Origin of the sequence: Corynebacterium nuruki S6-4 (assembly GCF_007970465.1) — a bacterium.
Taxonomy (GTDB): domain Bacteria; phylum Actinomycetota; class Actinomycetes; order Mycobacteriales; family Mycobacteriaceae; genus Corynebacterium; species Corynebacterium nuruki.
On the sequence record NZ_CP042429.1, the window covers coordinates 2,620,472 to 2,633,216 of the forward strand.

Below are 12,745 nucleotides of genomic sequence, written 5' to 3' on the forward strand. Positions count from 1 at the left end.
GCTCTGTGCCGGGGCACCGCGTAGAGTGGCTCCCCGTGACCGACACTGTTCGACCGCGAAAGAACCCGCTCCCGTTCGCGATGCTGCTGGGCATCGCCCTGCTGTCCACTGCGGGCCCGTTCGGCACGGACATGTACCTGCCGAGCCTCCCGGAGATCGGCCGGGACCTGGCTGTCGGCGATTCGTCGGTGCAGCTCACCATCACCGGCTTCATGGTCGGGATGGCGCTCGGCCAGCTGGTGATGGGGCCGCTGTCGGACCGGGTGGGCCGGCACCGGATGCTCGCCACGGCCACGGTCGTGTGGCTCGTCGCCTCCGTCGTCTGTGCGCTCGTCCCGGGTGTCGGACTGTTCATCGTCGCCCGGTTCTTCCAGGGGGCCGCGGGCGGGACCTGCGTCATGCTCGGCCGGTCGATGATCTCCGACCGGACCTCCGGGGCGGGGGCCGCCCGGGCACTGTCGACGATGATGGTCTTCACCGCCGTCGCACCGATCCTGGCCCCCGTCGTCGGGGACGCGGTCGCGGGACTGGGCAGCTGGCGGACCGTCTTCTGGGTCCTCGCCGTCGTCGGGGCCGTGGAATTCGTCGTCGCCCTCGCCCTGCCGGAGACCCTGCCGGCGGAGCGCCGGGCCACCGGATCGCTCGGCGAGGTCTACCGGCGGATGGGCGGGCTGCTGCGTATCCCGGCCTTCCTCGGCCACCTGGTGGCCTTCGCCATCGGTTTCGGGGCGTTCTTCAGCTTCATCTCCGGCTCGTCCTTCGTCCTCCAGGAGCAGCTCGGACTGTCGTCGCAGGTCTTCAGCTTCGTCTTCGCGGGGAATGCGGTCGCCCTGGTGGTGACCAACCTCGTCAACGCGCAGGTGGTGGAGCGGTTCGGCCCGGCGACGATGCAGCGGACCGGACAGACCCTGCTGGTCCTCGGGGCGGTGGCCCTGCTCATCGTCGCTCTGACAGCGCCGTCGGTGCCGGCGGTGGTGGTGTGCACCGCGGTCGTCACGGTGGGGACCGCCTTCAACATGGGCAATACGACGGCTCTGGCGATGGACCTCGCCCAGGGGCGGTCGGGGGCCGGGTCGGCCCTGCTGGGGGCCGGGCAGTTCCTCATGGCCGGGGTGGTCTCACCGCTCGTCGGCCTGGGCGGGGACGGCCTGCTGACGATGGCCGTCGTCATGACGGTGTGCGCCGGCGTCGCCGGCGTCGCCGGCGTGGCGGGCCTGGTGGGCCGGCGGGGGAGCGCCGGGCCGGATCAGCGCTGACGCTGCATGTCCTCGATGAGGCTCTCGGCGGCGACGGACAGGTTCCGCAGCGCCGGGACGCCGCGGCGCAGCTTCGCCAGGTCCCGGCCGTCCATCCGCTTGGCGGCCCGGGCGATGAGCAGTGCCCATTCGTCGGTGACGGAGTTCAGCAGCTCGATGCCCTCGTCGGACAGGAACAGGTCCTGGGCGCGGCGGTCCTGGTCGTTGGCGCGGCGGATCACCAGACCGGAGTTGATGAGCCGGCGGACGGTGGCGGAGACGTTGGAGGCCCGCAGGAAGCGCAGTCGCGCGATGTCCGAGACGCCGCAACCCGGGTGCTGGGAGATGAAGTGCAGCACCTCGATCTCGGACTGGGAGACGGACAGCTTCTGGTTGGGACGGTCCATGAGGCGGCGCAGTGCCGAGAGGAAGTCGTAGACCGCCGAGGCGATCTCGGAGACATCGACATCGGGCAGGATCTCGGGGGCCCGGTGGCCGGTGATCCTGTCGTGTGCGTCGGAGCCGCGGTCGTGTGCCATGAGCTCGTCGTCGAGATCGTCGACGGTGTTGCCGGTCATAGTGCGCTCCTTGGTTTTCGGCGACAATACGTGTTCTACCTAACGTGTTCTTCAGGCTATTGTAGGGCACTCACTGCAGAGCGGAGGTGAGACGGGCGACGTTGTCGGTGTACCGCCGCCACCAGTTGCGCCGGCTCCAGCGTTCCGCGGTGAGCTCCCGGCTGGCCTCCCGGTAGGCGTCGGTGAGGGTGACGAGCCGGTCGAGCAGCGACCCCTCCAGCGACATCAGGGTCACCTCGTAGTTGAGCTCGAAGGAGCGCATGTCCATGTTCGAGGAGCCGACGAGCACCACGTCGTCGTCGGCGACCGCGTACTTGGAGTGCAGCACCGCCGGGTAGGGGTACTGGTGGATCCGGACGCCGGCGTGCAGCAGCTCGGCGTAGTAGGAGGACTGGGCGTGGTCCACCAGCGCCTGGTCGGCCTTCTCCGAGACGAAGAGTTCGACGTCCACCCCGCGGTAGGAGGCGGTGGTCACGGCGTCCAGCAGGGACTCGTCGGGGATGAAGTAGGGGCTGACGAGGATCAGCCGCTCCTTGGCGTGGTGCGCCACCGACGTGAACAGCCGGAGGTTGGGGGCGGTGGTGAAGCCGGGGCCCGAGGGGATGAGCTGGAGGACGTCGGAGCCGGAGGTGGGCGAGTCGTCGCCGAACATCTCCCCGGCGTCGAGCTGCCGGGTGGCCTCGGTCGGGGTGAGCACGTCGATCATCTCGTCGGACTCGGTGAACCAGTCCACCGCGAAGATCGAGTTGAGCATCGAGACGACCGGCCCGGTGAGTTCCACCATCAGATCGATCCAGTGGCGGCCCTCCCTGACGTTCCCCTTCATCAGGTAGGAGGAGTCGATCATGTTCTGGCTCCCCATGAACCCGGTGTGCCCGTCGACGACCAGGATCTTGCGGTGGTTGCGCAGGTCGGGGCGGCGGAAGCGCCACCGCCACGGCTGCAGCGGGAGGGTGACCATCCACTGCACGCCGATGGCGTCCAGCCGTTTGCCGAGCGTCATGTAGCCGGGGTACTTCCAGCTGCCGACATGGTCGAACAGGTACCGGACCGTCACCCCGCGCTGCACGGCGCGCTCCAGGGCCCGGAAGAGGACGTCGGTGGTGCTGTCCCAGGAGGTGATGTAGATCTGGCAGTTGACGTACTTCTCCGCCTTGTCGATGACCTCGGCCATCCGCCGGATCGTGGCATCGTAGTCGGCGTGGACCGCCACCACCGTCCCGGAGGTCGCGGGCATCGCCGTGAGATGACGGTTGAGCCGCACCATGCTCACCAGCTCGTCGGACAGGGCATGCCCGTCCGGGATGTCCGGCTCGTCGTGGCTGACCGTGCGGATCTGCTCGTTCGCCGTGTTCTGGATGCGGTGCCGGCGGCGGTTGATCGCCGGGGAACCGATGAGCATGAACAGCACGATGCCGATGAACGGCAGCAGGAAGATCGCCAGCAGCCACGCCATCGCGCTCGTCGGACGCCGCTGCGAGGGCACGTAGCCCAGCGCGACGATCTTCAGGGTGAAGTCCAGCAGGACCAGCACCCACTGCCACCACGACATGCCGGCGGTGAGGAGATTGCCGAACAGGGTGAACCCCCAGGTGTCCGGGGTGATGAACGACCAGACCTCGCCGAGGCCGTTCCAGAACACGTCCACGTCCGGCTCCTCAGCGGTAGTCCACGATGACCGGGGCATGGTCTGAGGCGCCCCGGCCGCGCCGTTCGTCGACGTCGATCTCCGCGGCACCGGGCTCCAGGCCCCGGCTGTACTGGAGGTCGATGCGGACGCCCTGCCCCTTCGGGAACCGCATCGCCTGGTAGTCCCAGTAGGAGTACCGGCCGCGCAGTCCCGCGGTGGCCTCGGTCAGTCCGGCGTCGACCAGCGCACGCAGCGCGGCACGTTCCCGCGGGGTCACATGGGTACTGCCGGTGAACAGCGCCGGATCCCACACATCCTCGTCGGTGGGGATGACGTTGAAGTCGCCGGTGACCACCAGGGAGCCGCTGCCGGCGCGGGCGTAGGACGCCAGGGCGGCGAGGAAGTCGAGCTTGTAGGTGAAATGCCGGTCGTGGATCTCCCGGCCGTTCGGGACGTACAGGCTCCAGACCTCCGCACCGCCGCAGGTGGCGCCGATCGCCCGCGGTTCGCGGGCCTGGGCGGCGTCCGGATCCTTGGCGAAACCGGGCTGGCCGAAGTCGGTGCGGACCCCGTCGAGACCGACCCGCGACAGCAGCGCCACCCCGTTGAAGGACCCGTCACCGCAGTGGGCCTGGGCGTACCCGGTGTCGGAGAAGTCGGGGAACTGTGCGTCCGTGCACTTGGTCTCCTGCAGACAGAGGACGTCGACGTCCGCACGGGCGAGAAAGTCCCGGACCCGGGCTTCCCTGGTCCGGACGGAGTTGATGTTCCACGTGGCAATGCGCATGCCCTACACACTATCCGGCGGCGTGGCGGGAAGGGTCAGGCAGCGGTGCCGGTGGTGCTCGGTGAAGCCCAGACCGTGGTACAGCGCCCGGCCCGCCGTATTTGTGGCGATGACCTGCAGGTAACTCTCGTCGGCGCCACGGTCGGCCCCCCAGTGCAGCATGGCGGTGCCGAGCAGGGTGCCGAGCCCGCGGCGGCGCCAGTCGGGGGAGACCTCCACCGCCGAGTAACCGAGGAACCGGCGTCCGCCGCCGGTGGTGACGGTACCGCGGGTGACCGCGACGAGTTCACCGTCGATGCTCAACCGGGCGAAGCCGAGATGGCCGTCGAGCCGGCGGCACAGCAGCCGCAGCGCGTGCTCCGGCAGGGCCCGGCCCCGGAAGTGGTAGAGCGCGAGCCAGTCGTCGTCGGGCTGGTCGTCGACCCGGATCTCGGCGTGCAGCGGATTGTCCGGCAGCTCGGGCAGATCGCCGTCGAGGTCACGGGTCATGACGATGATCTCGGGGCCGCGGACCGCGCCGGGCAGCGCCAGCAGCGGTTCGGCGGGCCGGCTGATCCGGTCGGGCAGCAGCAGCCGGGTGGGCAGGTCATGGGCGCGGTAGAAGGCCCGGATCTGTTCCAGCGGGACCGGCGTGGTGCCGGCCGACGGGCCGAGCGGCACCGCCGAGTTGGACCGCTCGGTGATGCCGTCACCGGCGCGGGCGAGCCAGCCGCCGATGTCCTCGTGGGCCAGACCGGGGAAGGCCTCCGCCGTGGCCTGCTCGACCGCGCGGATGTCCGAGGTGCGCACCGGTCGGGAGTGGAGGGTCTTGAGGACCACGACCGTGTCGGCGGGGATCTCGTGGACCACCCCGTCGCGGTCGCGCACGACCAGCGGATCCAGCGACTCCAGCACACCGATGACGTCGGTGACCAGGGGGCGGCCGGACGCCGGGTTGAGGCCGCCGGCGAGCCGGCGGACGGTCGCCCGGGCACCGACCCGGACGCTCACCGGGTCGGTGTGGCGGGAGACCGGGAACGGCAGCCCGGTCTGCTCCGGTGGGCGGGCGCCGGCGTGGGCGCCGGACCAGGAGGTGTCACTCATCGTGGCCGAACGGGTCGGCGTCGGACCCGGGCAGCCAGGAGTTCCCCGGTACCGTCCACCCCTCGCGCTTCACCATCTTCTTCGCCTGGCGGGCGTAGCGGCCGATGAGCGTGTCGATGTAGAGGTGGCCGTCGAGGTGGCCGGTCTCGTGCTGGAGGCAGCGGGCGAAGAAGCCGTAACCCTCCACGCTCACCGGCTCACCGTGCTCGTCGTAGCCGGTGACGCGGGCCCAGTCGGCCCGGCCGGTGGGGTAGTCGTAGCCGGGGACGGACAGGCAGCCCTCGACATCGTCGTCGGGGTCCGGCATGGTCTCCGGGATGTCGCCGGTCTCCAGGACCGGGTTGATGACGCACCCCTTGCGCATCGGGCCGCCGTCAGCCTCGATGTCGGCCTCGGACTTGCGGGTACCGTCGGGGCCGTCGACGTCGGGGCAGTGGTAGACGAACACCCGGAGACCCACCCCGACCTGATTCGCCGCCAGACCCACCCCGTTGGCCAGGTCGAGGGTCTCGTACATGTCGGCGATGAGCCGACTGAGGTCGGATCCCTCGCCCAACTGGTCGGCGACCGGTTCGGCCACGGGTTCGGTGGGGCGGTGGAGGACAGGCTCGCCGCAGATGACGATGGGGAGAACGGACATGGCGTCCAGAATAACCCGCTAGATGTGCAGGTCCGACTTCTCCACCGATTTGGGGACGAGCAGCACCGCGACCAGCGAGATGAGGCACATGGCGCCGAGGTAGAGGCCGATGGTCCAGGACTCCCCGGTACCGTCGAGGATCATCTGCGCGAAGGTGGAGGCGAAGGCGCCACCGAGGATCGAGCCGAGCGCGTAGCCGATCGAGGTGCCCGAGTAGCGCACGTCGGCGGGGAACATCTCGGCGTACAGCGCCGACTGGGGGGCGTAGGAGGGTGCCAGGCCGACGGTGAGGACGACGATGGCGACGGTCATCATCGCCGTGGTGCCGTGGTCGATGAACCACCACATCGGCACGACCCAGGCGATGAGCAGCACATAGCCGATGGCGAAGGTGGTCCGGCGACCGATCCGGTCGCTGATCCAGCCGCTGTAGACCGTCAGGACCAGCCAGCTGACGCCACCGATGATGGCGGCGATGAGGGTCTGGGATTTCTCCATGCCGAGGTTCTTCGCCCCGTAGGAGGAGAAGAAGGCGATGATCATGTAGCCGGTCGCGTTGTTGCCGGCGAAGATGAGCGCGGCGAGCAGGACGTTCTTCCAGTGGTCGCGGAACAGCCGGCCGAGCGGGGCGGAGGCGTCCTTCTGCCGGGCCTGCATGTCCAGGTACACCGGGGACTCGTCGACGCTGCGGCGGATCAGGTAACCGACGACGATGAGGACCAGGGAGGACAGGAACGGGATCCGCCAGCCCCAGGACTGGAAGTCATCCTCGGACAGCGACCTGGTGAGGATGTACATGAACGAGGTCGCCAGGATCAGGCCGAGGGGCACACCGATCTGCGGGTAGGAGCCGAAGAGACCGCGCCTGTCCCGCGGGGCGTGCTCGACGGACATGAGGGCGGCGCCGCCCCATTCGCCGCCGGCGGAGAAGCCCTGCAGGATCCGCAGCAGGATCAGCAGCACCGGGGCGGCCACCCCGATCGTCCCGTAGGTCGGCAGGACGCCGATCAGCGCGGTCGCCGCGCCCATCCCCACCAGGGTGACGACGAGGATCACCTTGCGTCCGTACCGGTCACCGAGGTGGCCGGCCAGGATCGCACCGAGCGGGCGGAACAGGAAGCTGATGCCGATGGAGGCCCAGGAGAAGATCTGGGCGAGCGAGTCGCTGCCGACCGGCTCGAAGAACAGCGGGGCGAAGATGAACGCGGCCGCCTGGGCGTAGATGAAGAAGTCGTACCACTCGATGGTGGTGCCGACGAGGGTGCCGGCGAGGACGCGCCGCTCCTCGGCGGTGCGTCGTGCGGGCACGGTGCCCGGTCGGTCGGAGGTCTGAGTAGCCACGGGGGCCTCCCTGGGAGTAATAGGTACTGACAGGTGGACTGGCAGGTGGACTGACAGGTGGAGACAGGTCAGGTGGACCAGAAGGACTGTACCGGCTGCAGTCACGCTGTGCGGGGGTATCCACCAAGCCGGGGGATACGATGACCGGCATGGTGGATCTGACGGACCGTGAGCGGGCGATGCTGGAGTTCGAGCATGCGTGGTGGCACACCGAAGGGGCGAAGGAGGAGGAGATCAGGCGCCGGTTCGGGGTGGAGCCGGTGCGCTATTTCCAGCAGCTCAACCGGCTGATCGAGCGTCCGGAGGCGGCGGCGGCGGACCCGGTCCTGGTCCGGACGCTGCTGGCACGCCGGGATGATGCCTGACCGGCCCTGTCCCGGGCACCCGGTGGTCTAGGATGTCTGTCGTCGCAGCAGGCCCGCAGCACGTCCGACCGGCCCTGTTGTTTTTGTGACTGGTGTGACTGAAGTGATGGATGACGTTAGGATGGACCCCGTGACTGAGCAGAACCGACCCCGACACTCACTCCCCGACAGTGAGGACGGCAACGCCTCCTACGACGACGAGTTCGCCTTCGCCGAGCCCGCCGCCGGCCCCGGGGGCGCCCACAGCGCCGGGGCGGCCGCCGCCGGGGCAGCAGGCGCGGCTGGTGCTGCCGGAGCCGCAGGGGCAGCGGGTGCCGCCGGGGCAGCGCCTGCCGACGCGCCGGGGAAGCAGGGCCCGCCGCTGCGCGGCCTCGCCATGATCCTCACGGCCGTCGCGGTCGTCCTCATCGCCTGGGGCGCCTACTCCATCTTCTCCGGTGGTGACGACGATGACTCGGACACCACCGCCGCAGGCACCTCCGCCGCGACCGCCCCGGCCGCGCCCGCCGGGGGACAGCCGGGCGCCGGCGCCCCGACCGCACAGTCCGGGACACCGGGAGCCGGCGCCCCCGGTGCCGACCGGCCGGGCGCTGCCCCGGATGCGGCGTCCGGCGCCCCGGCCGCACCCGCCGCCGGTGCCGCACCGCAGGGCGGCGGCAACGCCTCCCCCGGCGCCGTCGACCGGAAGACACCGGTGACCGTACTCAACAACAGTGGCCAGGCCCTGGCCAAGGACGCCACCGCCGACATCCGCGGCAGGCAGTGGACGAACACCGGCTACGGCAACCTGCAGGGCCGGATCGAGGGCATCAGTGAGGAATCCCGGGTCTACTACCCGGAGGGCGACGCCACCGCACAGGCCGCCGCCGAGGAACTCGCCGGCGAACTCGGGATCTCCGCGCAGGCCGGGAACCACGACTACTACGATCGCTTCCGGTCGGCGGACATCCGCGAGGGCGCCAAGGCCGACGGTGTGGTCGTCGTCCTCACCCAGCCGCTCCGGTAGCGCCACCGGTCCGGGGATGCCGTAGTATCCATCCCATGGATTTCCCGGGCTCAGCACCGACGGTCGGCATCGAGTGGGAGGTCGCGCTCGTCGACCCGGAGACCCGGGACCTCGTCCCGAAGGCCCCGGAACTCATGGCGGAGCTCGACCGCCGCCATCCCGGCCACACCGTCACCCGGGAGTTCCTCGCGAACACCGTGGAGATGGTCACCGGCGTCCACGAGACGGTCCCGGGGGCGGTCGAGGACCTGCGTGGTCAACTCCGGAAGATCATGACGGTCGCCGACGACCTGGGGGTGCAGATCTTCTCCGCCGGGACCCATCCGTTCGCCCACTGGGGTGACCAGGTGCTCAGCGAGAAGCAGAGCTACAACGAGATCATCGAACGGACCCAGTACTGGGGACGCCAGATGCTCATCTGGGGCATCCACGTCCACGTCGGTGTCGCCGACCGCGACCGGGTCTGGCCGATCATCAACGCGGTGATGACCCAGTACGCCCACGTGCTGGCACTGTCCGCCTCATCGCCGGCCTGGGAGGGGCTGGACACCGGCTACGCGTCCAACCGGACCCTGCTCTACCAGCAGCTGCCGACCGCCGGTATGCCGTACCAGTTCCGCAGCTGGGAGGAGTGGGAGACCTTCAACGTCGACCAGGACCGCTCCGGGGTCATCAACCACACCGGGTCGATGCACTTCGACGTGCGCCCCTCGAAGTACGGCACCGTCGAGGTCCGGTTCGCCGACGCCACGATGGAGGTGTGGGAGGTCGGTGCCGTCGCCGCCTTCATCCACTGCCTCATCGTCCACTACGACCGGGAGTGGGAGGCCGGGCACGAGCTGCCGACCCTGCAGCCGTGGCACGTCGCCGAGAACAAGTGGCGCGGTGCCCGGTACGGGCTGGAGGCACTCATCATCACCGACCGGGACACCACCGAGCGGTGGATCGCCGAGGACATCGCGGACTGGGTCGACCGGTTGACCCCGGTCGCCGAGGACCTGGGCTGCGCCGCGGAGCTCGCCGACGTCCGCCGGATCGTCGCTCGGGGCGGGGACTACGCACTGCAGCGCGCGGCGGCGCGGAAAGCGGGGGCGGCGCTGGAGCCCGGCGTCCGGACGCGCGGGGACGCCGGGGCGGAGCAGGGCTTCACCCAGCCGGAGGCGTGGGTCGCCGCCGTGGACCTGACGGTGGACGCGCTGCGGAAGTCGCTGGAGGGCTAGCCGGGCCGGTCGGGGCTGGCCGGCTCGGTCGGGGCTGGCCGCGGTGGTCGCCGTCCCGGCGGACACGGATGTCGGGTTCACGAGCCGGGAGGTCGGCCGTGTTCCGGCGCGGTCGGGTTCGCGAACCGAGGTGCCGCCTGAGGACCCGAAACCACCTGTCGGTTCGTTCCGCGGACATCGGGGTCAGCGGCGGTGTCAGTGCCGGGGTCTGTGTCTGTGTCGGTGCCGGGTGTGTCACGACCGGGTGGTCCGACGCTCCGGGACCACCCGGTCGACGGACACCTGCCCACCACCGCTCCCGCACACCGGAAAACGTCACCTCCGGGGGTACGTTTCCGGGGCGGACGCGTACCTCAGGAGGTGACGATTTCGTGGTGGGGTGGCCGGTGGGGTGGCGGGATCGGCGTCCCGCGTCCTAGCCGTGCAGCCGGGAGGCGGCGGAGGCCAGGGCGGAGGCGATGGAGGTCTCCCGGTCCGCCCCGAAGCCGACGGCCCAGACCTTCTTGGTCTCGTGCTGCGTGTAGATGAAGGTCACGGTGGCCTCGAAGATGTCGTACTGGTGGAACTCGAGGATCTCCACCCGGCGACCGTGGTCGGCGAGGATCTGGGTCATGGCGCTCGCGGCACCCGTCGCGGTGACGGAGACGCGGGTTGTCACACCCTCGCGCAGGCCGGTGACCGCCATCTCGTAGCTCTTGCGGCCGGCGGGCAGCCGAGTGGCGAGCAGGGCGTCCACCCGGATCGTGTCGGGGGCGTAGGTGTTGACGAAGGCCCGCCATTCCATGCCGCGCGCCTCCTGGCGCATGCCGGCCGGAAGGCGGCGGCCGAACCGGGCGCGGAACGGGTCCTCGGCGAAGGTGCGGGTGCGTCGCTGCTCGACGCGGGGTGTGGGGCGGCTGTCGCGGTAGGTGACGGCGGTGGAACGCCGGCGGGCCGGCCGTTCGGTGTAGGCGGCCGGGGAGTGCGCGGCGGCCTCGTCCTCGGCGCGTGCGAAGCGGATCAGAGTGGTGGATGACATCCGGTTGTCCTGGTGCTCGAACATGAATATGCGTTGCCCTTGTGCTGGTGAGTGTCGGTTGGATGTGTGGACCGACTCACCAGTGCGTCGAGATAAGCGCACCGACCCCGTGGTGGAGGGGTCAGTCCTGTCCTCCACCCGGGTGGGTTACTCGACGAAGGGAGATGTTCATGGCGACATATGTTAGTTCGGTCACGCCGTCAGGACAAATGCGGCGCGGGTTACCTGGTCGACCGGGCGAGGAACAGCAGTTCAGCGGTACCGACGTGGAAGATCTCATCGGGCGAGACGGACTCGTCCGCAGAGTGGATACGGCATGCGGGCTCCTCGATCCCGAACAGGGCGAGCTCGGCGTCCGGGTACTTCTCCAGCAGTGCATTGGACAGCGGGATGGAGCCGCCGGACCCGATCTGCGCGGTCTCCTCGGCGCCGTAGGCGTCCGCGAGGGACTGCATGAGCAGGGCGAGCGCCGGCCCCGAGGTGTCGGCGGAGAACGGGGACGCCAGGGTGTCCCGTTCGATGGTGACCTTCGCGTGGCCGGGGACATGGGACTCGAGGTGACGGACGAGTGCGTCCTGTCCCTCCTTCGGGTCCATTCCCGGCGGGATACGGAGGCTCACGTGGGCGGCGGCGTGGCCGGGGACGGCGTTCACGGCGTCCGCCACGGTCAGTGAGTCGAGGCCGGTGACGGTGATGGACGGGCGGGCGACGGTGAGGTCGTTGGGCAGCAGACCCTGCGCCTCGCCGATGACGTCCACTCCGTCAAGCACGCCGGCGTCGCGGCGGAAGGTCTCGGGGTCGGGGCCGCGGCCCTCCCAACGGACGTCGGAGGTGAGACCGTCGACGGCCACGAGGCCGTTGTCGTCGTGCAGGGTGGACAGCAGCCTGATGAGTGCGAGCAGGGCGTCCGGCGCGGCGCCGCCGTACTGTCCGGAGTGCATCGGCTGGTTCAGGGTGTCCACGGTGACGGTCACCGGGGCGGTGCCGCGCAGGGCGGTGGCGACGGCCGGGACTCCTTCGGCGTCGTTGCCAGAGTCGACGATGAGGAAGGTGTCGGCCGCGAAGAGCTCCGGCTGTGCGTCGAGCAGGTCCTCGAGTCCGTAGCCGCCGCGCTCCTCGGAGCCCTCGACGACCACGCGGACGCCGATCTTCGGGTCATCGGGACCGGTCAGCTCGTTGAGGATGCGCAGCACCGCCAGGTGCAGGACGACGTGGCCCTTGCAGTCGGCGGCGCCGCGGCCGTACCAGCGACCGTCGCGTTCGGTGAGCTCCCACGGCGAGGAGGTCCAGTTGTCGACGTCGGTGGCCGGCTGCACGTCGTAGTGGGAGTAGAGCAGGACGGTCGGCTGGCCCTCGTCGGGTTCGCGCAGGCCGATGACGGTCGTCGAGCCGTCGCTGGTCTCGTGGGCCTCGACGGGGACGCCGACCTCGCGGAAGGCGTTGACGACCCAGTCGGAGGCGCCGGCGTTGTCGGCCTCGAGTCCGGGGGTGGAGTGGACGGAGCGGTAGGCGACCAGTTCGCCGAGGGCCTGCCGGATGAACGGCATCTGGGCGGCCATCGCCTCACGGGCGGCGTCCGGGGTCAGGGAGGGGAGGGTAGCGGTCATGGCCGACAGGGTACCCGCCCTACCGGACACCGACCGGACACCGACCGGACACCGACCGGACGCTGCCTGGACGCTGCCCGGTGGGTGGCCGTCCGACACTCCTTGCACTCGACGGGTGAGACTGCTAGAAACGGGGGTGTTAGCACTTGCCCAATCAGAGTGCCAGCACCGAAGAATTTCAGACTGATCAACACCAGCCGCAGTGAGGGCGGATGACGCGACATGCGTCCGCCCG

Annotated in this window: 12 protein-coding genes; 4 read left to right on the forward strand and 8 right to left on the reverse strand. The window is 70.0% G+C overall.

The window, feature by feature from the left end; translation table 11 throughout:
* The first annotated feature begins 35 nt into the window (after nt 1-35).
* Nucleotides 36-1,256 (forward strand): multidrug effflux MFS transporter, encoded by a 1,221-nt coding sequence (locus tag FSW06_RS11685; protein WP_238525952.1) that lies wholly within the window; start codon nt 36-38, stop codon nt 1,254-1,256.
* Here FSW06_RS11685 and FSW06_RS11690 read toward each other — a convergent pair.
* The 6 genes from FSW06_RS11690 to FSW06_RS11715 all read right to left on the reverse strand — a co-directional run bounded on the left by FSW06_RS11690 (nt 1,247) and on the right by FSW06_RS11715 (nt 7,294).
* Nucleotides 1,247-1,813: a MarR family winged helix-turn-helix transcriptional regulator gene (locus FSW06_RS11690; protein ID WP_010120294.1), complete on the reverse strand. Its 567-nt coding sequence runs from the start codon at nt 1,811-1,813 to the stop codon at nt 1,247-1,249. The genes FSW06_RS11685 and FSW06_RS11690 overlap by 10 nt on opposite strands.
* A gap of 70 nt (nt 1,814-1,883) precedes the next feature.
* On the reverse strand, nt 1,884-3,365 hold the full coding sequence (gene cls, locus FSW06_RS11695) for a cardiolipin synthase (RefSeq protein WP_050801971.1): 1,482 nt from the start codon (nt 3,363-3,365) through the stop codon (nt 1,884-1,886).
* 106 nt (nt 3,366-3,471) lie between these two features.
* Nucleotides 3,472-4,230 (reverse strand): exodeoxyribonuclease III, encoded by a 759-nt coding sequence (locus FSW06_RS11700; protein ID WP_010120290.1) that lies wholly within the window; start codon nt 4,228-4,230, stop codon nt 3,472-3,474.
* A gap of 3 nt (nt 4,231-4,233) precedes the next feature.
* Entirely contained in the window at nt 4,234-5,313 is a 1,080-nt protein-coding gene (locus tag FSW06_RS11705) for an N-acetylglutamate synthase, CG3035 family (protein ID WP_010120288.1), read from the reverse strand.
* On the reverse strand, nt 5,306-5,953 hold the full coding sequence (locus FSW06_RS11710; RefSeq protein WP_010120286.1) for a peptide deformylase: 648 nt from the start codon (nt 5,951-5,953) through the stop codon (nt 5,306-5,308). The genes FSW06_RS11705 and FSW06_RS11710 overlap by 8 nt, the downstream gene beginning before the upstream one ends.
* Nucleotides 5,954-5,971: 18 nt before the next feature.
* Nucleotides 5,972-7,294: an MFS transporter gene (locus FSW06_RS11715; RefSeq protein WP_010120285.1), complete on the reverse strand. Its 1,323-nt coding sequence runs from the start codon at nt 7,292-7,294 to the stop codon at nt 5,972-5,974.
* Between the two features lie 140 nt (nt 7,295-7,434).
* Between FSW06_RS11715 and FSW06_RS11720 the strand changes: the two genes are divergently transcribed.
* From FSW06_RS11720 to FSW06_RS11735, 3 genes are all read left to right on the forward strand, one after another.
* On the forward strand, nt 7,435-7,659 hold the full coding sequence (locus tag FSW06_RS11720) for a DUF3263 domain-containing protein (RefSeq protein ID WP_010120284.1): 225 nt from the start codon (nt 7,435-7,437) through the stop codon (nt 7,657-7,659).
* Between the two features lie 130 nt (nt 7,660-7,789).
* Nucleotides 7,790-8,665, forward strand: coding sequence for a LytR C-terminal domain-containing protein (locus FSW06_RS11730; protein ID WP_170233726.1), 876 nt, complete (start codon nt 7,790-7,792; stop codon nt 8,663-8,665).
* 35 nt (nt 8,666-8,700) lie between these two features.
* Nucleotides 8,701-9,885 (forward strand): glutamate--cysteine ligase, encoded by a 1,185-nt coding sequence (locus FSW06_RS11735; protein WP_010120279.1) that lies wholly within the window; start codon nt 8,701-8,703, stop codon nt 9,883-9,885.
* 415 nt (nt 9,886-10,300) lie between these two features.
* Here the strand turns inward: FSW06_RS11735 and FSW06_RS11740 are convergent, their stop codons facing one another.
* On the reverse strand, nt 10,301-10,927 hold the full coding sequence (locus tag FSW06_RS11740) for a hypothetical protein (protein ID WP_010120277.1): 627 nt from the start codon (nt 10,925-10,927) through the stop codon (nt 10,301-10,303).
* Nucleotides 10,928-11,124: 197 nt separating this feature from the next.
* On the reverse strand, nt 11,125-12,510 hold the full coding sequence (locus FSW06_RS11745) for a dipeptidase (RefSeq protein WP_010120275.1): 1,386 nt from the start codon (nt 12,508-12,510) through the stop codon (nt 11,125-11,127).
* Nucleotides 12,511-12,745 lie beyond the last annotated feature (235 nt).

Bases quoted from the DNA above. Each gene is read 5' to 3' on its own strand.
- FSW06_RS11690 (WP_010120294.1), bottom strand. From the start codon at position 1,813: ATGACCGGCAACACCGTCGACGATCTCGACGACGAGCTCATGGCACAC.
- cls (WP_050801971.1), bottom strand. From the start codon at position 3,365: ATGTCGTGGTGGCAGTGGGTGCTGGTCCTGCTGGACTTCACCCTGAAG.
- FSW06_RS11700 (WP_010120290.1), bottom strand. From the start codon at position 4,230: ATGCGCATTGCCACGTGGAACATCAACTCCGTCCGGACCAGGGAAGCC.
- FSW06_RS11705 (WP_010120288.1), bottom strand. From the start codon at position 5,313: ATGAGTGACACCTCCTGGTCCGGCGCCCACGCCGGCGCCCGCCCACCG.
- FSW06_RS11710 (WP_010120286.1), bottom strand. From the start codon at position 5,953: ATGTCCGTTCTCCCCATCGTCATCTGCGGCGAGCCTGTCCTCCACCGC.
- FSW06_RS11720 (WP_010120284.1), top strand. From the start codon at position 7,435: ATGACCGGCATGGTGGATCTGACGGACCGTGAGCGGGCGATGCTGGAG.
- FSW06_RS11735 (WP_010120279.1), top strand. From the start codon at position 8,701: ATGGATTTCCCGGGCTCAGCACCGACGGTCGGCATCGAGTGGGAGGTC.
- FSW06_RS11740 (WP_010120277.1), bottom strand. From the start codon at position 10,927: ATGTTCGAGCACCAGGACAACCGGATGTCATCCACCACTCTGATCCGC.
- FSW06_RS11745 (WP_010120275.1), bottom strand. From the start codon at position 12,510: ATGACCGCTACCCTCCCCTCCCTGACCCCGGACGCCGCCCGTGAGGCG.